The 20,413-nt window shown below is 60.5% G+C and carries 28 protein-coding genes; 2 read left to right on the top strand and 26 right to left on the bottom strand.

Features of this window, described 5'->3' with window-relative positions; all coding sequences use genetic code 11:
- Nucleotides 1-49: 49 nt before the first annotated feature.
- Entirely contained in the window at nucleotides 50-796 is a 747-nt protein-coding gene (locus tag CFII68_RS12555) for a tRNA-uridine aminocarboxypropyltransferase (RefSeq protein WP_018607946.1), read from the bottom strand.
- A 184-nt stretch (nucleotides 797-980) separates the two neighbouring features.
- On the opposite strand from CFII68_RS12555, the gene CFII68_RS12550 reads away from it, so the two are divergent.
- Nucleotides 981-1,403 (top strand): quorum-sensing-regulated virulence factor family protein, encoded by a 423-nt coding sequence (locus tag CFII68_RS12550; RefSeq protein ID WP_018607947.1) that lies wholly within the window; start codon nucleotides 981-983, stop codon nucleotides 1,401-1,403.
- Here the strand turns inward: CFII68_RS12550 and CFII68_RS12545 are convergent, their stop codons facing one another.
- Nucleotides 1,404-1,598 carry a hypothetical protein gene (locus CFII68_RS12545; RefSeq protein ID WP_014336838.1) on the bottom strand — a complete coding sequence of 65 codons (195 nt, stop codon included), beginning with the start codon at nucleotides 1,596-1,598 and terminating at the stop codon, nucleotides 1,404-1,406. It lies immediately after the preceding gene.
- 454 nt (nucleotides 1,599-2,052) lie between these two features.
- Between CFII68_RS12545 and CFII68_RS12540 the strand changes: the two genes are divergently transcribed.
- Nucleotides 2,053-3,171: a TIGR00730 family Rossman fold protein gene (locus CFII68_RS12540; protein WP_018607948.1), complete on the top strand. Its 1,119-nt coding sequence runs from the start codon at nucleotides 2,053-2,055 to the stop codon at nucleotides 3,169-3,171.
- 47 nt (nucleotides 3,172-3,218) lie between these two features.
- Here CFII68_RS12540 and recX read toward each other — a convergent pair whose 3' ends face one another.
- The 24 genes from recX to CFII68_RS26840 form a co-directional block, all read right to left on the bottom strand.
- Nucleotides 3,219-3,686: a recombination regulator RecX gene (gene recX, locus CFII68_RS12535; RefSeq protein ID WP_018607949.1), complete on the bottom strand. Its 468-nt coding sequence runs from the start codon at nucleotides 3,684-3,686 to the stop codon at nucleotides 3,219-3,221.
- An 8-nt stretch (nucleotides 3,687-3,694) separates the two neighbouring features.
- Nucleotides 3,695-4,747, bottom strand: coding sequence for a recombinase RecA (gene recA / locus CFII68_RS12530; protein ID WP_018607950.1), 1,053 nt, complete (start codon nucleotides 4,745-4,747; stop codon nucleotides 3,695-3,697).
- Between the two features lie 83 nt (nucleotides 4,748-4,830).
- Nucleotides 4,831-5,331 carry a CinA family protein gene (locus CFII68_RS12525; protein ID WP_018607951.1) on the bottom strand — a complete coding sequence of 167 codons (501 nt, stop codon included), beginning with the start codon at nucleotides 5,329-5,331 and terminating at the stop codon, nucleotides 4,831-4,833.
- A 71-nt stretch (nucleotides 5,332-5,402) separates the two neighbouring features.
- On the bottom strand, nucleotides 5,403-5,939 hold the full coding sequence (locus tag CFII68_RS12520; RefSeq protein WP_018607952.1) for a lysis system i-spanin subunit Rz: 537 nt from the start codon (nucleotides 5,937-5,939) through the stop codon (nucleotides 5,403-5,405).
- Complete coding sequence (locus tag CFII68_RS12515; protein ID WP_018607953.1) at nucleotides 5,921-6,484, bottom strand: glycoside hydrolase family 19 protein; 564 nt, start codon at nucleotides 6,482-6,484, stop codon at nucleotides 5,921-5,923. Before CFII68_RS12515 ends, CFII68_RS12520 begins: the two co-directional genes overlap by 19 nt.
- Nucleotides 6,485-6,617: 133 nt before the next feature.
- Nucleotides 6,618-7,634 (bottom strand): contractile injection system protein, VgrG/Pvc8 family, encoded by a 1,017-nt coding sequence (locus CFII68_RS12510; RefSeq protein WP_018607954.1) that lies wholly within the window; start codon nucleotides 7,632-7,634, stop codon nucleotides 6,618-6,620.
- A 9-nt stretch (nucleotides 7,635-7,643) separates the two neighbouring features.
- Nucleotides 7,644-7,856 carry a tail protein X gene (locus tag CFII68_RS12505; RefSeq protein WP_018607955.1) on the bottom strand — a complete coding sequence of 71 codons (213 nt, stop codon included), beginning with the start codon at nucleotides 7,854-7,856 and terminating at the stop codon, nucleotides 7,644-7,646.
- Nucleotides 7,849-8,232, bottom strand: a complete 384-nt coding sequence (locus tag CFII68_RS12500; RefSeq protein ID WP_014336828.1) for a phage tail protein — start codon at nucleotides 8,230-8,232, stop codon at nucleotides 7,849-7,851. Before CFII68_RS12500 ends, CFII68_RS12505 begins: the two co-directional genes overlap by 8 nt.
- On the bottom strand, nucleotides 8,232-10,403 hold the full coding sequence (locus CFII68_RS28075) for a phage tail tape measure protein (RefSeq protein WP_018607957.1): 2,172 nt from the start codon (nucleotides 10,401-10,403) through the stop codon (nucleotides 8,232-8,234). Before CFII68_RS28075 ends, CFII68_RS12500 begins: the two co-directional genes overlap by 1 nt.
- A gap of 128 nt (nucleotides 10,404-10,531) precedes the next feature.
- Entirely contained in the window at nucleotides 10,532-11,098 is a 567-nt protein-coding gene (locus tag CFII68_RS12485; protein WP_018607960.1) for a phage tail assembly protein, read from the bottom strand.
- A gap of 156 nt (nucleotides 11,099-11,254) precedes the next feature.
- On the bottom strand, nucleotides 11,255-11,761 hold the full coding sequence (locus CFII68_RS12480; protein WP_018607962.1) for a phage major tail tube protein: 507 nt from the start codon (nucleotides 11,759-11,761) through the stop codon (nucleotides 11,255-11,257).
- Nucleotides 11,761-12,927, bottom strand: coding sequence for a phage tail sheath protein FI (locus tag CFII68_RS12475; RefSeq protein WP_018607964.1), 1,167 nt, complete (start codon nucleotides 12,925-12,927; stop codon nucleotides 11,761-11,763). The genes CFII68_RS12480 and CFII68_RS12475 overlap by 1 nt, the downstream gene beginning before the upstream one ends.
- Nucleotides 12,928-12,929: 2 nt before the next feature.
- Complete coding sequence (locus tag CFII68_RS12470) at nucleotides 12,930-13,139, bottom strand: hypothetical protein (RefSeq protein WP_018607966.1); 210 nt, start codon at nucleotides 13,137-13,139, stop codon at nucleotides 12,930-12,932.
- 101 nt (nucleotides 13,140-13,240) lie between these two features.
- Entirely contained in the window at nucleotides 13,241-13,678 is a 438-nt protein-coding gene (locus tag CFII68_RS12465; RefSeq protein ID WP_018607968.1) for a hypothetical protein, read from the bottom strand.
- Nucleotides 13,679-13,759: 81 nt separating this feature from the next.
- On the bottom strand, nucleotides 13,760-15,307 hold the full coding sequence (locus tag CFII68_RS12460) for a phage tail protein (protein WP_018607970.1): 1,548 nt from the start codon (nucleotides 15,305-15,307) through the stop codon (nucleotides 13,760-13,762).
- Nucleotides 15,308-15,943: a phage tail protein I gene (locus CFII68_RS12455; protein WP_018607972.1), complete on the bottom strand. Its 636-nt coding sequence runs from the start codon at nucleotides 15,941-15,943 to the stop codon at nucleotides 15,308-15,310.
- Nucleotides 15,940-16,935 carry a baseplate J/gp47 family protein gene (locus CFII68_RS12450; RefSeq protein WP_018607974.1) on the bottom strand — a complete coding sequence of 332 codons (996 nt, stop codon included), beginning with the start codon at nucleotides 16,933-16,935 and terminating at the stop codon, nucleotides 15,940-15,942. The genes CFII68_RS12455 and CFII68_RS12450 overlap by 4 nt, the downstream gene beginning before the upstream one ends.
- A complete protein-coding gene (locus CFII68_RS12445; RefSeq protein WP_018607976.1) occupies nucleotides 16,932-17,264 on the bottom strand; it encodes a hypothetical protein in 333 nt (110 codons plus the stop codon). The genes CFII68_RS12450 and CFII68_RS12445 overlap by 4 nt, the downstream gene beginning before the upstream one ends.
- Before the next feature lie 11 nt (nucleotides 17,265-17,275).
- The gene (locus CFII68_RS12440) at nucleotides 17,276-17,887 is read right to left on the bottom strand and encodes a phage baseplate assembly protein V (protein WP_018607978.1); all 612 of its coding nucleotides are present in this window, start codon (nucleotides 17,885-17,887) and stop codon (nucleotides 17,276-17,278) included.
- Nucleotides 17,888-17,890: 3 nt separating this feature from the next.
- The gene (locus CFII68_RS12435) at nucleotides 17,891-18,403 is read right to left on the bottom strand and encodes a hypothetical protein (RefSeq protein WP_014336815.1); all 513 of its coding nucleotides are present in this window, start codon (nucleotides 18,401-18,403) and stop codon (nucleotides 17,891-17,893) included.
- 36 nt (nucleotides 18,404-18,439) lie between these two features.
- Nucleotides 18,440-18,790 (bottom strand): phage holin family protein, encoded by a 351-nt coding sequence (locus CFII68_RS12430; protein WP_018607980.1) that lies wholly within the window; start codon nucleotides 18,788-18,790, stop codon nucleotides 18,440-18,442.
- A 130-nt stretch (nucleotides 18,791-18,920) separates the two neighbouring features.
- The gene (locus CFII68_RS12425) at nucleotides 18,921-19,349 is read right to left on the bottom strand and encodes a hypothetical protein (RefSeq protein ID WP_018607982.1); all 429 of its coding nucleotides are present in this window, start codon (nucleotides 19,347-19,349) and stop codon (nucleotides 18,921-18,923) included.
- A 29-nt stretch (nucleotides 19,350-19,378) separates the two neighbouring features.
- Nucleotides 19,379-20,023, bottom strand: coding sequence for a hypothetical protein (locus CFII68_RS12420; RefSeq protein ID WP_018607984.1), 645 nt, complete (start codon nucleotides 20,021-20,023; stop codon nucleotides 19,379-19,381).
- A 20-nt stretch (nucleotides 20,024-20,043) separates the two neighbouring features.
- On the bottom strand, nucleotides 20,044-20,226 hold the full coding sequence (locus CFII68_RS26840) for a Com family DNA-binding transcriptional regulator (RefSeq protein WP_018607986.1): 183 nt from the start codon (nucleotides 20,224-20,226) through the stop codon (nucleotides 20,044-20,046).
- Nucleotides 20,227-20,413: the final 187 nt, after the last annotated feature.

Below are 20,413 nucleotides of genomic sequence, written 5' to 3' on the forward strand. Positions count from 1 at the left end.
AGCCGGGGTGGTCAAGCAGCACGACCGCCACAGTGTCCAGTATGGGCCACTATTGGGCCAATACTGCTTGCGGCGTACGGATAAAGGGTTGCAACTCGGCGTGGGCCGGGGTCGAGATGTTCACCTCCTGCTGGCCCTTGGCGCCCAGGTAATGCTGGCTGAACACATCGAAATAGGCGTCCAGGGCCGACGCGGCGTCGCTGTCCCCCGCCAGCTCCAGACACAACGCCGCCACTTCGGCGGTGCACAGGTGCTCGCTGCGGGTCGAACGGCGCAGGCGGTAACGCGACAGCCTGTCGGGCAGCAGGCTCAGGATCGGCAGTCGGTCGAAATACGGGCTTTTACGGAAAATCTTCCGCGCCTCGGTCCAGGTCGCATCCAGCAGAATGAACAGCGGACGCCTGGACTGATCGAGGTCAACCGTGTGGGTGACCCGCGATGGCTCGACGTATTCGCCCGGAAACACCAGGTACGGTTGCCATTGCGGATCGTTCAGCAGCGCCAGCAGTTGTTCATCGACCTCGGTGCGCGACCAGATGAACGCGTGGTTGTCACGCACCACATCGGCAATCAGCCAACCGGTGTTGCTCGGCTTGAACACTTCCTTGCTGGTCATGATCAGGCAGACCCCGGAGCGGGTCTCGACGCTAGGACGCCAGGCACACAGGCAATGGCTTTCGATCACGCGGCAGGCGCTGCAACGGGGGGCGCGCCAACCACGGGCCTGAATCGGCCTGATCCCCTCATCCATGCGCTGGTCGCGCAGGCGGGCTACGGCGTTAGGGGCGTGACTCATCGTGGGCAACGCCGACAGACAGGAAAACTCGACACGAACAACACTCGGCAGGGCAATAAAGGCCGGCAGTCTACCAGAGCGCACGCGCCTGTACCGTCCACCCGGGCTCCCCTATAATTCCCGGCCACTGAACGCACAGTCATGTGATCGGTCGAACCACCAGTCACTGAACCAGGAGAGTTTCATGCTGCGCCTTATCGTCCCTACCGTTGCCGTTCTGCTGGCGACGTCCTTCAGCGCTCAGGCTGCTTCGCTGAAAGAACTCGAACTGAACAAGATGCTGCAGAACGTTGCCAAGGAAAGTAGCGTCGGTACGCCGCGGGCGATCAGCGAAGACATTCTCGACCAGGGCTATACCGTCGAAGGCACCGAGCTGATCAACCATCTCAGCGTGCAAAGCAGTCATGCCCAGAAAATGCGCGCAGACCCCAAGGCCGTGTATTTCCAGTTGGGCTCCACGGTGTGCACCAATCCGGGCTTCCGCAAGTTGATGGCCAAGGGTGCAACGATGCGCTATGAGTTCACCGAGGTTAAGACCAACCGCCCGGTCGCGACCGAGCGCTTCCAAGAATCGGATTGCCCGAAACCCGCCAAGACGAAGAAGTAATCAACCCGAGCTCGCGCGCCGCTGCTCATCGTCGGCGCGCAACTCCGCCACCAGCGCCTGCAAGTAACGCGAGCGCCACGCTCGCCCTCCCAGCCGACGACAGCATTCTTCCTCAAGACTCACCCGATTGGCCTGTGCCGATTCCCGCAGCATCAGGTACAACTGCCTGTCGAGCTCCAGAGTCACCCTGGTCATTTCTCCCGCCTCCATGCCCGATCCGCTTAAATCCATCACGTGGCACCCAGCCCTGGGCGTCAAATTGCATTGGCACGCTTGTTATCAGTAAATCAGAGCGGCACGCACCCGGCCGGCAATCTGACGAGCGGCGCGATAGTTCAGCGCCTGTATCAGCGGTTGCCAACGGTTACTTTTGAGCGCCATGATCAAGGCTGCGAAGATCAGCTAGATTCAGATGTATCTCTTTTTCATTGGGCAGAAAGAGGCTGCCCTGCCAGCACCTTGCCGTGTGATTGTTTTTCATCCAAGGGAAAAACGGAACCTGTTGGATGGCTTGATCGCTTTGCTGCAGACCGCGTCGAGCCAGGTCGAACGTCCAGGCACGGGCCTGGGCCGACAACGACACACGGAGTGTCGTAGCCCTGACGAATCTCTCGTTCGGGCCAGGGTTCTGTTAAGAAGGAGAAGTTGAATGCCTTACAAACCGAATGACCTGCTCAGTCGTCATTTTGAGAACCATGGCCACGACCTCACCCGCAAGGTCGAAGAGCAACTCAACCTGGTGTCCCCCAACAGCCCCAACCTCCCCATTTACCGCGACATGATCCTGACTGTGCTGCGCATGGCCCAGGAAGATCACAACCGCTGGAATGCCAAGATCACGCTACAAGCCCTGAGGGAACTGGAGCACGCCTTCCGTACACTCGAACAGTTCAAGGGCCGCCGCAAGGTCACGGTCTTCGGCTCGGCCCGAACGCCCATCGAACATCCGCTGTATGGCCTGGCCCGAGAGCTGGGGGCGGCACTGGCCCGCTCGGACATGATGGTCATCACCGGCGCTGGCGGAGGCATCATGGCCGCCGCCCATGAAGGCGCAGGACGCGACCACAGCCTGGGATTCAACATCACCCTGCCTTTCGAGCAACACGCAAACCCGACCGTTGAAGGCACGCCGAACCTGCTGCCGTTCCACTTCTTCTTCACCCGCAAACTGTTTTTCGTCAAAGAGGCCGACGCTCTGGTGCTCTGCCCCGGCGGTTTCGGCACGTTAGATGAGGCGTTGGAGGTCTTGACGCTGGTGCAGACAGGCAAGAGCCCGCTGGTACCGGTGGTCCTGCTGGATGTTCCAGGAGGCAAGTTCTGGCAAGGAGCCCTGCACTTTATTCGTGAGCAATTGGAGGAGAACCGCTACATCCTGCCCACTGACATGAAGCTCATGCGTTTGGTGTACAACGCCGAAGAAGCCGTGGAAGAGATCAATCAGTTCTACCGCAACTTTCACTCCAGTCGCTGGCTCAAGCATCAGTTCGTAATCCGCATGAATCACAAGCTAAGCGAACAGGCACTGCAGCAGATGCAGAAAGATTTTGCCGACCTGTGCCTGAACGACTGCTTTCATCAGCATGACTACAGCGGCGAGGAGCACGATGAGGCCCGTTTCAGTCATCTGACACGACTGGCGTTTGCCTTCAACGCCCGCGACCACGGCCGCTTGAGGGAGCTGGTGGACTACATCAACTTGTCGGAAAACTGGGCCCAGCCCGCCCAAAAGCCCCATCCCCTCACATGGGACCCGATCAAAGTAACCTGAGCCCATAAAAAAACGGCCCGCTATCGAAATAGCGGGCCGTTTTTTGTTTAGTCATCCATACCGCGACCGCTGAACAAGCGGTTGATCATTTCCATGGAATAGCCTCGATACGCCAGGAAACGCCCTTGTTTGGCTCGTTCCCGTGCATCGATGGGCAAATGTCCTGAGAACTTGCGACGCCAGGTGTCCGTCAGTTGCTCCTGCCAATCGATACCACTTTCGCGCAAGGCGAGCTCGATATCCGGGCGTTGCAAACCGCGCTGGCCCAGCTCCTCACGAATGCGCAAAGGACCATAACCGGAGCGGGCGCGATAAGAGACAAAGCTTTCCAGGTAACGGGATTCCGACAGCAAGCCCTCTTCAGTCAAACGGTCGAGGGCCGTGTCGATCAACTCATCGGGAGCGCCGCGCTGACGCAGTTTACGCGTCAGCTCGACTCGACCGTGCTCGCGTCTGGCGAGCAGGTCCATCGCGGTTCGCCGCACCGCGACGAGGGTATCGAGTACGGCGGTCATCGGATCGATCAGATGTCAGCGTCAGCCAGGTCGTCAACGGGCTCGCGGTTGGCCACTGCCTTGACGTCTGCAACCGGGCTCAACAGCTTGTCACGCAGTTGCTTCTCAAGGGCGGCGGCGACTTCCGGGTTGTCCGCCAGGAACTTGGCCGAGTTGGCCTTGCCCTGACCGATCTTCGTGCCGTTGTAGGCATACCAGGCGCCCGACTTCTCGACGAAACCGTGCAGCACACCCAGGTCGATCATCTCGCCATTGAGGTAGATGCCCTTGCCGTAAAGAATCTGGAACTCGGCCTGACGGAACGGCGAAGCCACCTTGTTCTTCACGACCTTGACGCGGGTTTCGCTGCCGACAACCTCATCACCTTCTTTCACCGCGCCAGTACGGCGGATGTCCAGGCGAACCGAGGCGTAGAACTTCAACGCGTTACCGCCGGTGGTGGTTTCCGGGCTGCCGAACATCACGCCGATCTTCATACGGATCTGGTTGATGAAGATCACCAGGCAGTTGGCATTCTTGATGTTACCGGTGATCTTGCGCAGGGCCTGGGACATCAGGCGAGCCTGGAGGCCCACGTGCATGTCGCCCATTTCACCTTCGATTTCAGCCTTTGGCACCAGTGCCGCCACGGAGTCGACGATGATCACGTCAACCGCGTTGGAACGCACCAGCATGTCGGTGATTTCCAGGGCCTGTTCGCCGGTGTCCGGCTGGGAAACCAGCAGGTCGTCGACGTTGACACCCAGTTTGCCGGCGTATTCCGGGTCCAGGGCGTGTTCGGCGTCGACGAAGGCGCAGGTCGCGCCGGCTTTTTGGGCCTGGGCGATCACGGACAAGGTCAGTGTGGTTTTACCGGAGGATTCAGGACCGTAGATTTCAACGATGCGGCCTTTTGGCAGGCCGCCGATGCCAAGTGCAATGTCCAGGCCCAGGGAGCCGGTGGAGATGGAAGGAATAGCCTGACGGTCCTGATCGCCCATACGCATTACGGCACCCTTGCCGAATTGACGTTCGATCTGACCCAAGGCCGCAGCCAAGGCTTTCTTCTTGTTGTCGTCCATTAAAGTCCTCACGTAATCAATAAGGCCTGACGGCCAACACCTGTATAAGTAGCCAGTATTATTCCACAGCGATTGAGGATCGCCTACCCCTGATTTGAGATTTCTACAGCGGCATGTTGCAGCAGCCCGTCTAGCGCGGCCTTCACCGTTTGTCGGCGGACCTCGTCGCGGTTGCCTGCAAAGAAACGCTGCTCACTGATCACCGCCTCGCCAACACCCCAGGCCAGCCACACGGTGCCCACCGGTTTATTCGGAGAACCCCCGTCCGGCCCCGCTACACCGCTGACCGCCACGGCAAAACGCGCCAGGCTTTTTTGCTGGGCTCCTCGCACCATGGCCTCGACCACCTCGCGGCTGACCGCCCCCACCTTCTCGAACAACTCGGCCGGCACATCCAGCTGCTGGGTCTTCTGGCGATTGGAATAGGTGACGAAACCGGCCTCGAACCAGGCCGAACTCCCGGGAACTCGGGTAATCGCCTCGGCAATCCCGCCGCCCGTGCAGGACTCGGCCGTGGTGACGTGGGCATTGAGCAGCTGCAGGCGCCTGCCCAGCTCAGCGGCCAGTTCGGTGATGTCGTCCATGGTGCTCTCCTGATTCCACACAATTGAGGCCTACCGTACACGAGCAATGGAAGCTTGCAAGGCTTGGCGGATTACCGATCCAGCGCTCTGATATAGGCCTGACAGGCCTGCAAGGCAATCAGTCCGCGATCACCGGCGTCGGTGATGGCGATAATTCGTTGAGCATGCGCCGGGTCAAGTCGGGCTCTCGCGCCTCCATGATCCACGCCGCCGGCGCGGGGGGTGGCAGGCATTGCGCAACCGGCGGCAACATCGTCGGCGTCGAGGAGGACTGACAGCCGGACATCGGCAGTAGCAAGGCGATCGCGCAGGCGATCCTGGTCACGTTGGGCATCGCTCAAGGCTCGGTAATGGGTTTGTTCGCTGGCGGAGAGTTGCTGTTCCAAGGCCCGGCGCTTGTCCTGCTCGGCCTTCTGCAGCGTCGCGGCCGCTTGGGTGATTTGATTAAGCGTCTCGGCCTGGGCTTGTGCGAGTTGGGCCAACTGCTGTCCGTAACGCCACTCCTGGAACCGCCACGCGAGCATCGCCGAACCGCCGGCCAGCAGCGCGAGCAACACAACAATGCCCAGGGCGCGAGACGTAAAAGGCATCAGGTCGAAGGTTGGCATAACACCGCCCTCGCCCGGGCCCACAATTGCAGGCGGTCCTCCAGGCCGTTCAAACCGCCATTAATGCGCCGGGTGATGGTGTTGAACTGATCGCGGTCGGCCAGTTCGTTCAAGCCGTTCTGCTCCCAGAACCAAGCGGCGGACTCGGTGGCCCATTGCGGCTGCTCAAGAAGCTCAGGCAAGGCCAGCAAACGTGTATCGCCGAACAGCCCCTGACTGCAGCGAAGGTAATTGTCACGGCCGGTAATCTGGATCAGTCCCCGGCCGCGATACTTCTGGCCGTCACCGTCCGCCTGGGGCGAGTTGCCCAGGCGAACGGCCAGGGTCCCGGTATCGTACTTGCTCAGGTATTGCTCGCTGCCCAGCTCGCGTACATAACGCAGTTGTCCCGACTCATGACCGACCTGGGCCAGGAACGCGGCGACGCGTTTGGGTGTGTCGATACCATGGCGCGACATGGCGGTGTTCAGTGCGGAAATAAAAACGCCCGCTTGGGCGCGGGCGTTGGGCATGATGTTGATGAGTTGCTGTGGGGTAATGTCCATGATCAGATCATCGAAAACACGTTATTGAAATGCCCGGCCAGCGGGGGCTCGCGATAGCGGCGTGTCAGGCAATGGAGATGTCGAATGTCATATCGCAATCGCGAGCAAGCTCGCTCCCACAGGGGGGGTGGGGTCAGGTCTTGGCATCCAGGCAGGTTGCATGAATCAAGCAGCGATAGCTTTTTTCCCGGTCGCCACTGGCGGTGACCTTGTCGATCGACCAGCGACCGCGCATGAAGTCCGGCCAGGTGGGATCCAGCAGCACGATGCCTTCAGCGGACAGCCCCGGATTGCCGGGGCATTCGATGCTCACCTTGAGGGCTTCGCGCAGCATCCGGCGCACCTCGCCTTCACCGGCGGCGCGGGCGTCGTCTGCGCTCTGGAAGCGCTGGCGCAGGGTCTTGAACGGCGCGAGGCCGCTCTCCTCGACACGCACTTTGCCGGCCGCCGCATCCCACCAACTGGTCTTGCAGCCCTGGTATTTCGCCCGAGCAGTTTCATCCAACTTGGCCGAGATGAACGCGTGGTCGCCCGGGCGATTGTTGGTCGTCACCGAGAGTTTCATCTCGGGCAGGACCTTGCCCGACAACGACTTCGCCTGGCCGCGTCGAGCCAGCACATACAGCTCGTTGATCGGCTTGGCGACAGCGTCATAACGATGGGCCAGGCGCGTGAGGAAGCCCATGTCGGTTTCGTTGGTCTGGTCGATGTGCTCGATTTTGATCAGCGACAGATCCGGCGCCACACGCGGCGAAAAACCGTGCCTGGAAGTCAGTTGCCGAAACAGGGCCCCCAGGGTGGTTGGGCCATGGCTGACGGATCGGCGTTGCTTGAACCCGGTCTGGTCTGCCGCACTGAAGGGTGCGGCCATGGCCACCAGCACGAGTTGCAGGGGAAACAGGAACGGCGTGCGTCGGGTGATGACGAACTCGCCTTTATCCACCAGCCCCGACTCCAGATAACCGACCCGCAGACCGATCTTCCCGCCCAGGCTGGGTAACCCTTCGAGCCCGTCCAGGCTAATGGTGAGCGTCAGCTGATCGGATTCGATACCCGCCGCGTCGACATGCTCCCACTTGAGCAGGCGTTCGTTGAGCAGTGCGGCGTTCGCACCATAAATTTCCACCGCAGGCGTGAAACCCAGTGACATGTTGCCTCCTTAATCCCAGGCCGAAACCGGTGTGGGTGCAACAGGTTTGAGATCCACTTCCGGCAGGACAACCCACACCCCGGCCGGCAATACCGGGCCCCATTCAGCCAAGCCCGGATTGAGCAGCCAGAGCGCCTCCTCGGCGGCATCCTCACAACGCTCAAGCTCGCGGTACAGCAACAGATTCACCGAATCACCGGCGATACTTCGAACCCTACGCATTGGCGAACTCCGTCAATTCAACCACCCAGCCGACCACCATCGCCGTGCCGTCATCGATGATCTCGGTCTGGGTTTCCGTGACCTTGTTGATCTGCCACAGGCCCCAGTTGCGACCGATGCCGTCAACCAACGGCACGGGCACGCGCTGCGCCTGCAAGGCGCGCAACTCATCGAGGCGATCCATGGCGGTCGCGTACATCGACTTGCCGGTGATCGTCAGCCCTTGCAGGCCTTGGCCGATCTGGCTGGACTTGGGTTTGCTGGTGAGGATGTCGATGCTCTTCCAGCCACCGTCCGAGGTGCGTACCAGGCTGTGGTACGCAAAGTTTCTCGACAGCCCGAAAATGAAACTGCCAAGTGCCATTTGCTGACGCATCACGTACCTCCGTCGGTCAGGGCCGCGTCACTGCGCATGGCGAGTGAGTTGGGCATGGTCGTCAAGCCAAACTGGCCCGAGAGTTGTTGCACAACCAGGTTGGCCAACTGACTCGCGCTGGCCTGGTCCTGGCCATTGATGTAGATGTTTGCGGTCATGGTGTTTTGTTGTTGGCTGGCTTGGGCGTTGGTCAGGTCTCTGGCGGCCTGGTCCGGAGGGGGGAGCTTGTCGGCAGGCGTGGCGAGTTTGTCACCCAGCCAGGCCCCCGACTCTCCCCCGACCCAACTGCCGGCCAGCCCACCCACGACCGCACCGAGCGCGCCGCCAATGGCCGTGCCGAGCGGACCAAAAAAAGTACCGACAGTGGCTCCGGCGGTAGCACCTGCCGAGGCCCCCGCCCAGCCGCCACCTGCGGCCCCCAGACCAGCGCCGACTTTGCGGGCGTCACCGCTCAGCGCGCCCTCAAGCACCTCAGGGGCGGCAGTCAACGCGACGGCTCCTGGGATGAAACGGGTAAACGAGCGCAACGCAGAGCTCGTGCCCCGAAGGGAACCGTCGGCGCTCATTCCAGCCCCGGCTTTGGCAACGTTCGCCGGCTCGAGCCGGCTGATGCCCTTGATATCCAGCTTGGCGTTACGACTGTCGTTTCTGAAGTCCTCAGAGAACACCTCTCCCACACGCCTGGGAAGACGCGTCGCCACACCCCCCAATACGCGCTTGGCCGCTTGATTGCTCATCTCATCACCTAGGGCTTTGAGCAGCGCGCCAACAAGCGGTTTGATCGCTGCGCCAATCACCACAATGGCCGCGGCGGCTTTGGGTGAGGATTCAGCCAACTCACTCATGCCATCGGCCAGCGAACCCAGCCACTGGAACGAGGTATCCGCCGAGGGCATCAGGGCATTTCCCGTGGCCAGCGACAAACGCTCGCTGCGGGCGTTGAGGACGTTCAGCTGGCCCTGCCGGGTGTTCGACAGCGCCAACGCGTCCTGCCGCACCGAACCGTCGTTGCCCAATTGCGATGTGGCGTATTGGCCTGGGTCTTTCACCTGCCAGAACGCCGCATTCACATCGTCGAGTTTCTGCGACATGCGCAGCACTGCTGCATCCCCAGTACCAAACAGCGAAGAGGCAAGGTTCGAGCGCTTTTCGGCCGGCTGCGCGTTCAAGGCCGCCAGCACCGACATCACTGTCCCCGACGCGGCGTCCTTGTCACGCAAGCCGCTCGCCACCTCTTTGGGATCCAGCCCCAGTTGCTTCCAGGCCGCTTGCTCGGTCGCGGAGGCCTGATCGCCCTTGCCTAAAGCGGTCGTGAAGTGATCGAGCGCCACACCCGCTTCAGCTTGTTGCGCGCCGGTATTGAGAAGTGCCGCCGTCAGTGCCGCAGCCTGGGCAGGCTGCAGGCCCGCCGAGGTCGCAGCCGCACCATCACGCTGCAACACGGTGCCGATCTCACTCGCTTTCGCACCACCGGGAATCTTGCTCAGGTGGTTGGTTGCATCCGCCAGATCAAACGCTTTCTCTGCGCTGAGCTTCATGGACGTGCGCCAGCCGAGCAGCATCTCAGCGGCTTCCATGGCCGGCATTTTGAACGTCGATGCTGTGACACCCGCATCACTGGCGAAGCGCAACAGTGCCAATTGCCGGTCCGAGGCATTGGGCAGATCGCTACCGATGCCTGCCCTGGCCGCCAGGCTTTGCATCCTCACCACCTCAACCGCCGTGGTCCCGCCAGCCGCCACCAATGGCGCGCTGGCGATACGCTGGGTTGGTTCCGCCACTTCGGCAATCTGACGAGGCGTGAATTGGGTGGCCTGCTTCAGATCGGCCATGGCCGAATCCATCGCTATCGCGGGTTTGAGCAGCGCCGGTGGCTCGATGCCGCCACCCGACTTACCCTTTGGCTCGTTGGCCGACTCACCCTTGGCGCCAGCGCCCATCGATTGGGAAAACAATCGTTGCGCCGAAAGCTTTACCGTCAGCGACTCGATCGCCGTGGTCAGCAGTCCGAGCTTGAGCCCGAGTTTTTCCAGCGCCAGATCGAGGCTCGACAGTTGATCCCTGGCGAACGCGCCTTGTGCTGACACACCACTGGTGAGGCTGGTATTACCGAACGCCAACCCAGGCTCATTGAAGGTTGCGTATTTGAGCGAATATCTATCGTCCGCCATCCCGCTCTACTCCTGTTTCACGCCAAGGCGAGTGATCGCGATGTCGTATCGGCGCAAGGCCTTGCCGGCGTCCCACTCCAGGATCTCCGCCTCACTTACCGAGTAAATGAGCGGCACCACATCGAGGATCACTTCGATGTCGCGTTCCGAAAGAAGTCCGCCGGTTTGTTTAAAAAATCGTCGATGCGCACCTGCAACTGGGTCCAGTCGGGCACGGTCAACAGGTCCAGATCGGGCATCATCAGGCCGGTGCAATGGGCGGTGATGAACTCGGCGCGTTCCTTGGCCGTCTTCAGTTTTTTCATCGCCTTGGTCGCACGCAGCACCGGCATTTCCAGGGTCAGCGCGGTCACACTGCGGCCCGCGACGTCGAGCGGTTGCAGCAGTTGCACCTGGTCGGGATCGGCCTGTGGCTCATCCAGAAAGTACGACGCCGGACGCGTGGACATTTCGTGCACGTACTGGGCAATGCTGACGTAGTCCGGACGCTTGAGCTGATCGAGCTCCTTGACCGACAGGCCGGTGGCCAGTTTGGCCAGCTCGAAGAACTGATCGTCTTCGTCATCACCGGCACGGGCCAGGGCGTCTTTTTGCGCGGCGTAGTACAGCGGCTTGAGGGTGATCTGCTCGATCTGCGAGCCGTCGTCACTGGTGATCGGTGACAACAGCTCGTGTGTAGGAGGCATCCAGGACATGAAATCAATTCCTTGGTGAATCAGGGTGGGCGAGCCACCTGTGGGAGCGGGCTTGCTCGCGAAAGCGGTATGTCGATCAACATTGATGTTGAACTTGGTGGCCTCTTCGCGAGCAAGCCCGCTCCCACAGGGACTGTGTCCAACCGACGGGTTTGTTTAAGGCAGCAACACCGCACGGCGCGCATCGCCAAGAATGTCGACGCCGTTGAGCACAAACTTCTGGGTACGCACGTCGATGTCGATCACCGGGACGCCGTTTTCCAGGCGGTTGTAGGTGCGGCAGGACAGCTCCAGGTTGGTCTTGGGTTTCTCGCCCATTTTCAGCAGGGTTTCCTCGAGGGATTTCAACTTGCCGCCCACCGTGTGGTAGGTAAACCAAGTGTTGCCGTCCTGATCCTGGCCGGCTTCACGCACGTTCAGCAGAATGTCGTCGCCCACGCTCACGCCCAGCGCCAGCATGACTTCCGGGCCGAGGCCTTGCAGGGTCAGCTTGGCCGTCAGCACCTTGCCGCCCTTGGCCATTTCCTCGCCAATGAAACGGCCGCCGCGCATCTCTTCCATGTCGAATTCGATTTTCGGCGGGCTGAACTCTTCCACGGTCGCCGACAACGGCAGGCCTTGCAGGGTGGCCGCGATGGCCTGTCTTACGCGGTTGGTAAACATTAGAGAACGTCCTCCAGGAACTGCTCGATGATTTCATCGCGGGCATTGAGTTGATAAATCATGTGTTCGTTCGGCGCGTAGCGGCCGTAGTCGATGACCACGTACCAGGTGCCGTTCTTGTACTTCTCGACGCTGTTCAATTCCGGGTGCAGGTACACGCTGCCGCCAGGGATGGTTTCGTCGGCCACCAGGGTTTGCAGCCAGTCGTTGATGCGCTTGACCTCCTGGTCCATGAACGACTTGGTCAGGTTCTTGGCCATCGCTTTTTGGCCGGCCTTCACCAGCTTGCGGCTGATGGCATCTTCCAGGCCGACGTAGCTGATGAACTTGCCGGTGATGGAACGGTTACCCAGCAACGAGAAGCCGCCGAGGATGGTCCGGGCGTAGTAGCTGACGCCGTAGCGGTTGAGCAGATCGCCTTCGGTGGAGGTGTCGAGGATGTTGTATTCGACGGTGCGCGAGACGTCTTCGGCGAAGGTCACCTGGTTGCCTGGGCTCTCCCATTGCTTGACCTTGGCGAGCGCGGCGATGGCCAGGCTCGACGGGGCCAGGAAGACGTTTTTCTTCGCCGCCTTGGAGTACACCGCCGGCATGTTGTGCACCACCAGGCAACGGTCGAAACCGAGGTCGGCACCGCCCAGTTCCTGGCTGTAGGTCACTTGGTCGGCGACCGCGGCATCCTTGCCATCGAGCACCACACGGGCCTTGATGCGCTTGCCAAACGAAGCGAACTCGCTGGCCACCGCCTTGGTGCCGGTGAAGCCCGGCGCGCCGATGATGGTCAAGTCTTCAGCGACCCCACTCAACGCGGCCAAGCCCAACTTGCGACCGGTCTGCGCTTCGATACCACCGATCACATTGTTCTGCGTGTCGGCCAGTGTCGCGCCCTCTTCGACGATGACGACGTAGACCGGCACCTTGACCACTTTGAGGATCTGGTAGACCGCCTGGAACAATGTCCCCGCCTCGGCACCGGTCGGGTCCAACTGGGCCTGGGTGGTGAAGCTGTTGATGCGGAACGGGGTGTTTTTCGGAATCAGCGGGTTGGCATTCGGCGCAGTGCCGACCAGACCGATGACGTTGTCACCCAGGCCACCCATGGCCTCGGGAGATTCGGTGGCATTGACGGTAATGCCGTTGTGCTCGAAGTTCAAAACCTCAGCCATGGTTATTCAGCCTTCTTGGTGGCGGCCTTTTTGGCCGGGATGGATGCAGAAGCCGGTTCGACGACTTCGGTTTTCTTCAGCTCCAGGCGACCAGCGCTGCGCAAGGCGTTGGCCTCGACGTCGAGCAGGTCGAGTTCCTGGCCGACGCTCGACCAGTGACCACCCCCGGTGGGGAATGGGAGGAGCACGGTGTAGGTTTGGCGCAGTGCCATTTGTGTTTCTCCAGATATGAAAAAGCCCCGTGTATGCGGGGCCGTTGTCAGGTTTTTTTGATGTGTTGCTGGAAAGAAAACGCCCCGTCGGTGCGGGGCGTTTATTGGGGTTGTTTGAACAGCCAGGACGGCGCGATCGGACGATGATCGAGCAGCGGGAACTCTTTCCCCTCCGGCCAACTGCGTAGCGCTCGCCGATAAGCTTGAAGCTCCGAGTATTGTTCGACAGAAAGAGTGGTCTCTGACACCTCCTCCAACTCGTCCCGATGCCGGGCGACCATACCATCGGTCATGACAAGCTGGCCGTCACGCCATATACGTTCAACCGCCGCGAAAGACTCAGGCGATTGTTCAGGTGGATCGATAAGTATTGGATAACCATCTGCGCCACTTGAAATCCGCCTTCCTATGGACTGCCCCTCAAGAAGCTCCGCATGTCGCTCTTGGGTTATTTCAACCACATCTTCGGGGATCTGCGCTGCAGAGTGAATGGAGTCATCGTAGAAACCACCCGTTGTCTTGCTTGAAAAAAGAGTCATTTTCTCACCTCGCACTCACAGTCCCAGTATCCAGGACTGATGAAATAATTGTCTTTTGGTAGGAGTTCCTTATTCTGAATGTCAGTAACCGATGGCAAACAGGAAGATGGCGTCCCCCCCAGTCGCCAACTGACTCGCGATGGTGGCTGATACTTTAGGAGTTCCCGAGGGATGAGCGCCACATGCGTACATGTTGGCACCAGAGGCCGTGGCGTCGTTACTGGCAAACACACGAAAAACTGCGTTTGGGAATGCTATCGGGTAAGTCCATGTTCCAAATCCGTTTGTATTCCCGGCAGTGCCCCACTGAATGATCAGACCGCTCGGGAGTCTCTGATAGCCATTGGCAACGAGACTAGCGCCGAACTGGCTGCTGTGTTTGTTAAGGTGAGAACCGCCAACCATTCGCCAGCCTGATCCGACGTTCACAAGAGTGATTGAATCAAGCGCGTCAATTGCAAACGAGGTGATGGTTGAACCCGTTGCACCTACGTTCGGACCTATGATGTCGGACCCTGCCGCTGCAATAGTGGTATCAGCCACACCGGCAGAAAAATGGATCGTCGCGCCGGTGGGCAGACCACTGATGGGGGGCAACGTAACAGTTTTACCAAGAAGCCCAACGGACCCTACCAGTAGGAAGCCACAATGCGCAGCCGTCAGGCTGGTTGTATCGGTGATAGGTATAGCGGCACTAAGATTACCCAAAGCCCGTTGCACGAACAGATTCGTAGCAAGCTTGTTCGTGTTATCAAACTGAGCCGCTGTTTGAGCTGTAGGTGTTCCTTGTAGAGCTGGAGAGTTAATCGGCGCAAACCCTTGCGTGATGTTCTGAAACGCCAACGCCGTAGTGCCCAGCACAATCGCACCATCGGTAATCAACTGCCAGATCGTGTTGGCAAGCGTAGCGCCCTCCTCCACCGAGACAATCAATCCCGAACTCACTTCGGCACTCGCATCGGCATCCTTTGCCCGGACCCAAGCGTCGTTCGCGGCCACGTAAATACCGTTGTCTTTCGCCAAGGTCTGGGATTTGACCAAGACCCGATTCCCGGCGATCACCGCAACACCATCGATCGCCTGCGCACCACTCAAGACGATGTTGGCCGTTGTCGCCACCCGCACCGACTGCTTCCTGTCGAGCTTGGCGAGTTCGTCAGCCACGTAGCCGGTCACCCAAGCCCGCGTCGCCTTGACCACCGTGTCGTCAATCAGCAGCGTCACCAGCTCAGCATTGCTGGTCTCGAAAATCGACCGGATGTAGAACTCTTTGCCCGAACCGGACGTCGCCAACACCGGTTTGAACGATTCCGGATATTTGACAATCGCGTACAGGATCCCGGTATCGGTCCAGATCCCGGCCTCACGCACATACCAGCCGCCGACGTCGGACGGGATGGTGACCTCGGCCAGCAGCCAGCTCGGGTTGTTTTCATCCTGGAACAGCGCATTGAGCGGCCCGCGCCAGACTTCGCGCTTGAGTGCCGTCGCCGTTGCCGCCGGGTTGTATTCCGTGCCGCCGCCGTCACCGACGGAAATCTGCGACAGCTTGATCGGTGTGCCCGCCGCCTTGCAGGCGGTTTCGTAGGCGATCCCCGCATCGGTGAGCAGGGTGTAGTAGTCGGCCATTTAGGACCCCTGTGGATAAATAGTGGAGGTTTCGACGGTGTAGAGCCCGGCGGCCATGAAGACCTGACCCGAGGCTTGCAGTCCTTCGATGACGATCGGATAAACCGTGGTCAGTTCGCCGCACAGCGTGGCGGCGCCGATGACGTGCCTGCCGAAGGCGCTCAAGCCGACAGACACCTTCAAGGTGTCACGCTCGCTTTTGGCATCCGCCAGGCGACGGTCGAGACGGGCGTCGATTTCTTCGCTGTAGGGCTGCTCGGTAAATGCCCGGACGGAAAAACTGTAGGGCGGGCCAGGGGGTGTTTGCTCATACCAGGCGCGCACTTCAGGCATCAGTTGCAAACCCTTGGCCGCGTTTTCCAGCGCCTTTCGCGTCCCGGCCTGCCGGGCGGTTGGCCAGGCGAGTTCAACGGTCAGGCGCTTTTCAGCTTCGGGCGCCGCGGAGCTCCACTCGTTGACCCCACGATCCGCCGCGAGATACGGCAGGAACGCCAAGGGCGTGGTGGCCGGGTTCATCAGCTCGGGAAACGGCGGATCGATGCGTTCGAGCAACCGCGCGAACCCCAGATCCAGTGCCCTTTCCAGCGGTGAGCTGTTGACCGGCAGCAGGCTCGGTCGAGGTGTGTCGTCACTCATAACGTATCCACCTCGACCTCGATGCCCGTGCAGTACGGGGCTTGAAAAGCCGTCGCCACAATCGGTGCGAGCGGCTCGAGAATCTGCAGCTGAACCGCGCCCGCGCTGTGCAGCGTGTAGTCGATCCAGCTGGGGTCCACCCGCCCTTCCAGGCGATGACACGCCTCGGCATACGCCTGCAACTGCTGTTCGGCGGCAACCTGGGTCAAGCCCGAATCCGGGCCGGCATTGATCTTCGCCACGACGCGGATTTTGTAGGGTTTGATCTGCGCGGCCTGGACGATGACCAGGTCCGTTTCCGGTCGTACATCCGGCCGGGCGAAATGCTGGCGAACACCGTCGAGCAGCGCCTCGGTCGGCGTGCCGTCGCCGTCACGGGACAGCACCGTGACCGTGACTTCACCCGGCGCTGTCCGACGTCCATTACCATCCTTGACCTGCGCCGCATGACCATCCGGGTCGAAGGTGTAGGTGACCGTCACCACACCCGCCGAGGCGTTTTCCACCTTCACCGCTGGCCGTTCACCCAAGGTAAAAATCTCCCGCCGATACTGCATGCGCGACCCCGCTGCTGGGGCGTGGGGCGCCAGGTAGTAGCGCAACCGCGCATCGTCATCGCTTTCGTAGACCGGGGGAACGGGCGGGAATGCCGCCGAGTCGCCCGGGTCGAGCAACTGGCGCTCAAGGCCCATGTCCGCGAGGCGAGCGTCGAGGTTGGTGCCCGTGGCCCACCACGCCAACATCTGCTTGATGCGGGCGTTGTATTTGCGTTCGTGGGTTTGCAGCCGGACGCAGAACGCCTCGAGGGCCAGGGTCAGCAGTTCGCTTTCGTTTTCGAGGCTGTCCACCAGCTTCGCCGCGCTTGCTGGAGAGCGTGCGCCGACGTACTCGACCACGAAAGTCTTGAACTCTGCCAGCAGATCCTCGAACGCTTCGACAGTGACGATGGCCGGTTCGGCCAGTTGGTTCTGGCCGGGTATCAACATGCTCATGTCACCACCTCGAAAGTCTGTTTGCGGTTTTTCCAGGTGCCGGCGAAACGCAGCAGCAATCCGGCCCCCTGTCGGCTGGCGACAATGACCTGCGGCTCGAAATCATCGATGCCGTTGTCCGGGTTGTAGAACGCTTGGGCCGCGTGGCTCTGGGCCAGGATCAGCAGGTCGTCACCGAGGTTCTGCCCCAGCAACTGCGTGAGTGCGCAGCCATACAACGGGCGCTTCTGGCGAGTGCCCAACGGCGTGGTCAAGGCACGGGTGGCGCGCTGCACGAACTGCAGCCAGTCGTCGACCGTGGCGCCGGTGTTTCGATCGATTCCAATCATGAGGAAATCTCTTATGCGGTACTGATGACGCGTCCCTGGTGATCCACCACCGGGCCGCTCAGGTGCACGCCGGAAGCGTCGAGCCGAATGCCGACGGCGCCGACTTGCAATTCGATGGCCTGGGGCGTCATCGCCAGCCGCGACGGGCCAATGTTCAACTGCAGGGATTCACGAGAACCGCTGAACGTCGCCGGGCCGTTTTGCCAGTGCAGGACATGGCTGGCATGGTCGTAGCCGTTTTCCGTACCGTCCTGATAGAGGCGCCGCGTCAGCGAGGCCTGGGTCGAGACGGGCGGGAACTGACCGCCGTTGAGGCCGAACAACGCCACGGCTTGCCCACCGCTTTCGCCGCCGCCATGGTTCAGCAACAGGCATTGCTCGCCCACGGAAGGAATCCGCGACTCGCTCTGGGCCCCGGCACTCGGATTGAAAAAGCGGATCGCCGGGGTCAGCAGTCCGCTATGGCTGACTTTGCAGGTGTTGCTGGCCGCGTCGACTTCCTGGCAAACGCCGATGCGGCAGAAACTCTCCGCCCGCCGATGCATGTCTTCCAGCTCGGTTTCCATCTGCGCCAGACGCTCGATGATCGGCCCCAGATGCATCCGTAACAGCGCATCAAACATGGCTCAGCCCTCGAGTGCGGTGTATTGGTCCGGGTCGTCGATGTTCGACACTTCCCAGGTACGGGCAAACTTCGGGATGCCCAGCGGGTCCTCCAGCAGCGTCGGGCCGAGGTACAGGGTTTGGTTGAAGGAAAGGGTCCAGGCTGTGTAAGCCCGTGCCGGGTTAATGAACGTGGATGGCAGGCCATCGAGCTCCGTGGGCAGGTCGCATTGATCGCCCGACAGCCCCCAGCGGTTGTCCATGACCAGGTGTTTCAGCTCCCCGGCCAGATCGCAGGCATCCCATCCTGGAACGGCCATGACCACTTGCAAGGAAACCGTCAGGACATGGGCGATACGCCCGTCATTGGCGCGGTTACCGGGCGCATCACGCTCAAGGGCAATCAGCACCCAGGGTTGATCGTCGGTGCCATCGAAATCCTGGGGGCTGCCGACTTTCAAGGCGGGATAAATGGCGCGCAGCGTCTGGGCAATGGCCGAGAATAGCTGCGACGGTTTTTCGATAAGGGCAGGCATTGATCGCCTCCTTTGGTATGGATCAGCGCTGTCGATTCACGGCTGGTCGGGAGGAATGTCCCGCGGCGGCACTTCGCAGACGCCGAGCCGCTTGGCGACCCAGCGCTCGTAAAGACCGATCGCCACATCGGCACCGGCCATGGCGGTCAGGCAACCCAAAGCGCAGGCGCTCCAGATCGACATGCCGAGGGCATACAAAAGCATGGTTGCCGATACGCCGCAGACCACGCAGGCACCGGAGCGCAAGGCCAGGCGCCGCAATAACGACCAGCCACGGGCGCCCTCCTTGTCTGCGCGCCACATCTCGCCGGACACCCCGCCCACCAGGGCGAGCACGATGACCAGCCAGATCGGCATGTCCAGCAACGCTTGTTGCTCGTTTGTCATGTCTCGTTTCCTGGGGTGATTAAGATTGGGCGGGTAAGTTGTTTGAAGTTGAATGAGATGTGGGTCGATGCAACCCATTAAGTCGCTAGAGACGGCGTTCAAACGTTTGTCAGGCAATTGGCGGCTGACGTCACTTTGGCGCAGCGCAGGTCGCGCCTTTGTAAGTCATGGTGTAGGTGTAGTGCCTGTCCCAAGACAGCGGTAGCGCACTGGGTGCGGCCCATTCCGCGTAGTTACCCGACATCGAACCAGCGACAGCTAACTTACCCATGGCAATGGTCGCGAGATTGTTGGCGCTCCCTGCACCCGGCATTGGCACACTCCCATTCCATTGGAGATCGTCGCCGTTCTGAAACCATGCGCCCTTCCAGCCAGCCTGCGAACTCGAGTACCAGGTATTGTCTGCTTTGAAACAGATCGTTTGGTTGGCATAAAAACCACCGCCCGGAACGTGGTAGTAAGCGAATTGCCAGGAACCGACGGGGGAGGTTTCAGCAAACGCATGGAGGGTCTGGGTAGCCAGGACGGCTGCAATCAGCACGCTGAAGAATTTTTTCATGAGTTTATTTCCTTTAGATAAATAGGTTTTTACCGAGTAATCAGCATGTCCACGCTGGTCGCATCGCAAGAGTTGTTAGCCTTTCTGTCGATGACCAGATAAAGCGAAGATGTCGGCGTGACTGCGACGCTGTTCAGCACGAACGTGGTGCTGCCGCCGTTTGCCAGGCTCCCGGACTGGAGCACGGTGTCGCCCAGGTTCAGCGACCAGCCAACACCATCCCCGCAAGCGTTATGCAGGTCATTGACCCGCCCCAGCACGTTGATATTGCCGGTGACAGGACTGGCCCAACGGAAGATGCTCTGACTGTTGGTACCAGGATGCGTGGCCACATCGCCCTGCTTGAACACGAAACTGGTGCCCGAGCCAGTGAAGGTGAAGCTTTCATTTGGAATGGAAATCCAAGCGCCCGTCGCATCGTCGCGCCAGCAGGTGGTTGGCTTGCCATTACAGCCCCCGGCCTGGAACGACGGAAAGAGCGTGTAGTTGGCCGAGGCGTTCACCCCCGATTTGTTTTGCATGAACGACCAGGGCGAACCGACCGGTGCCGCTTCGGTCATCAGGTACATGTCCCGGGCCAGGTTCCACGACATCGCCGTATCAGCCCAACCGTTCAGGGATACGAAGGACGACAAAAACGCAGCCGCCAGCAGGATTTTTTTGAGCAATTTCATTTTTCTTACCTCGATGGATGTCATTGAGTACGAAGTGCAGGGCCTATTCCGCACGCTGTTCGCTCACCAGCGATCACTCGAGGCTCAACGGCCTTCACATGATTCAACGTCCCGCACCGGGAACGCTTGATCTGGAGTTCGGTGTTCTCGCCCATGCGGGCCAGAAGTTTTTTGCAGTGACCGCATCTGAAATCTTTCAGCATCGAAAGCCCTCCCGTTGGCGGCGCGACACATCTCGCCGACCCCCTCCACCCACCAGAGCGAGCACCATGACCAGTCAGATCGACATGTCCAGCAACGCTTGTTGCTCGTTTGTCATGTCTCGTTTCCTGGGGGGGTGATGGATGAGTGTTGAAAGGCAGTGCAAAAGCCCGGCACTGCGCCGGGCTT

The sequence above is a fragment of the Pseudomonas sp. CFII68 genome (genome assembly GCF_000416195.1).
Lineage (GTDB): Bacteria > Pseudomonadota > Gammaproteobacteria > Pseudomonadales > Pseudomonadaceae > Aquipseudomonas > Aquipseudomonas kilonensis.

What these genes read in the sequence shown, in the direction of transcription:
- CFII68_RS12455 (WP_018607972.1), bottom strand. Translation starts at nt 15,943, where the DNA reads ATGAGTGACGACACACCTCGACCGAGCCTGCTGCCGGTCAACAGCTCA.
- recA (WP_018607950.1), bottom strand. Translation starts at nt 4,747, where the DNA reads ATGGACGACAACAAGAAGAAAGCCTTGGCTGCGGCCTTGGGTCAGATC.
- CFII68_RS12420 (WP_018607984.1), bottom strand. Translation starts at nt 20,023, where the DNA reads ATGAAATTGCTCAAAAAAATCCTGCTGGCGGCTGCGTTTTTGTCGTCC.
- recX (WP_018607949.1), bottom strand. Translation starts at nt 3,686, where the DNA reads ATGACCGCCGTACTCGATACCCTCGTCGCGGTGCGGCGAACCGCGATG.
- CFII68_RS12440 (WP_018607978.1), bottom strand. Translation starts at nt 17,887, where the DNA reads ATGTTTGATGCGCTGTTACGGATGCATCTGGGGCCGATCATCGAGCGT.
- CFII68_RS12515 (WP_018607953.1), bottom strand. Translation starts at nt 6,484, where the DNA reads ATGGACATTACCCCACAGCAACTCATCAACATCATGCCCAACGCCCGC.
- CFII68_RS12500 (WP_014336828.1), bottom strand. Translation starts at nt 8,232, where the DNA reads ATGCGTCAGCAAATGGCACTTGGCAGTTTCATTTTCGGGCTGTCGAGA.
- CFII68_RS12545 (WP_014336838.1), bottom strand. Translation starts at nt 1,598, where the DNA reads ATGACCAGGGTGACTCTGGAGCTCGACAGGCAGTTGTACCTGATGCTG.
- CFII68_RS12480 (WP_018607962.1), bottom strand. Translation starts at nt 11,761, where the DNA reads ATGTTTACCAACCGCGTAAGACAGGCCATCGCGGCCACCCTGCAAGGC.
- CFII68_RS12430 (WP_018607980.1), bottom strand. Translation starts at nt 18,790, where the DNA reads ATGACAAACGAGCAACAAGCGTTGCTGGACATGCCGATCTGGCTGGTC.
- CFII68_RS12520 (WP_018607952.1), bottom strand. Translation starts at nt 5,939, where the DNA reads ATGCCAACCTTCGACCTGATGCCTTTTACGTCTCGCGCCCTGGGCATT.
- CFII68_RS12465 (WP_018607968.1), bottom strand. Translation starts at nt 13,678, where the DNA reads ATGACTCTTTTTTCAAGCAAGACAACGGGTGGTTTCTACGATGACTCC.
- CFII68_RS12540 (WP_018607948.1), top strand. Translation starts at nt 2,053, where the DNA reads ATGCCTTACAAACCGAATGACCTGCTCAGTCGTCATTTTGAGAACCAT.
- CFII68_RS12445 (WP_018607976.1), bottom strand. Translation starts at nt 17,264, where the DNA reads ATGATTGGAATCGATCGAAACACCGGCGCCACGGTCGACGACTGGCTG.
- CFII68_RS12460 (WP_018607970.1), bottom strand. Translation starts at nt 15,307, where the DNA reads ATGGCCGACTACTACACCCTGCTCACCGATGCGGGGATCGCCTACGAA.
- CFII68_RS12555 (WP_018607946.1), bottom strand. Translation starts at nt 796, where the DNA reads ATGAGTCACGCCCCTAACGCCGTAGCCCGCCTGCGCGACCAGCGCATG.
- CFII68_RS12435 (WP_014336815.1), bottom strand. Translation starts at nt 18,403, where the DNA reads ATGCCTGCCCTTATCGAAAAACCGTCGCAGCTATTCTCGGCCATTGCC.
- CFII68_RS12450 (WP_018607974.1), bottom strand. Translation starts at nt 16,935, where the DNA reads ATGAGCATGTTGATACCCGGCCAGAACCAACTGGCCGAACCGGCCATC.
- CFII68_RS12525 (WP_018607951.1), bottom strand. Translation starts at nt 5,331, where the DNA reads ATGGACGACATCACCGAACTGGCCGCTGAGCTGGGCAGGCGCCTGCAG.
- CFII68_RS12475 (WP_018607964.1), bottom strand. Translation starts at nt 12,927, where the DNA reads ATGGCTGAGGTTTTGAACTTCGAGCACAACGGCATTACCGTCAATGCC.
- CFII68_RS12510 (WP_018607954.1), bottom strand. Translation starts at nt 7,634, where the DNA reads ATGTCACTGGGTTTCACGCCTGCGGTGGAAATTTATGGTGCGAACGCC.
- CFII68_RS12425 (WP_018607982.1), bottom strand. Translation starts at nt 19,349, where the DNA reads ATGAAAAAATTCTTCAGCGTGCTGATTGCAGCCGTCCTGGCTACCCAG.
- CFII68_RS12550 (WP_018607947.1), top strand. Translation starts at nt 981, where the DNA reads ATGCTGCGCCTTATCGTCCCTACCGTTGCCGTTCTGCTGGCGACGTCC.
- CFII68_RS12470 (WP_018607966.1), bottom strand. Translation starts at nt 13,139, where the DNA reads ATGGCACTGCGCCAAACCTACACCGTGCTCCTCCCATTCCCCACCGGG.
- CFII68_RS12505 (WP_018607955.1), bottom strand. Translation starts at nt 7,856, where the DNA reads ATGCGTAGGGTTCGAAGTATCGCCGGTGATTCGGTGAATCTGTTGCTG.
- CFII68_RS12485 (WP_018607960.1), bottom strand. Translation starts at nt 11,098, where the DNA reads ATGTCCTGGATGCCTCCTACACACGAGCTGTTGTCACCGATCACCAGT.
- CFII68_RS28075 (WP_018607957.1), bottom strand. Translation starts at nt 10,403, where the DNA reads ATGGCGGACGATAGATATTCGCTCAAATACGCAACCTTCAATGAGCCT.
- CFII68_RS26840 (WP_018607986.1), bottom strand. Translation starts at nt 20,226, where the DNA reads ATGCTGAAAGATTTCAGATGCGGTCACTGCAAAAAACTTCTGGCCCGC.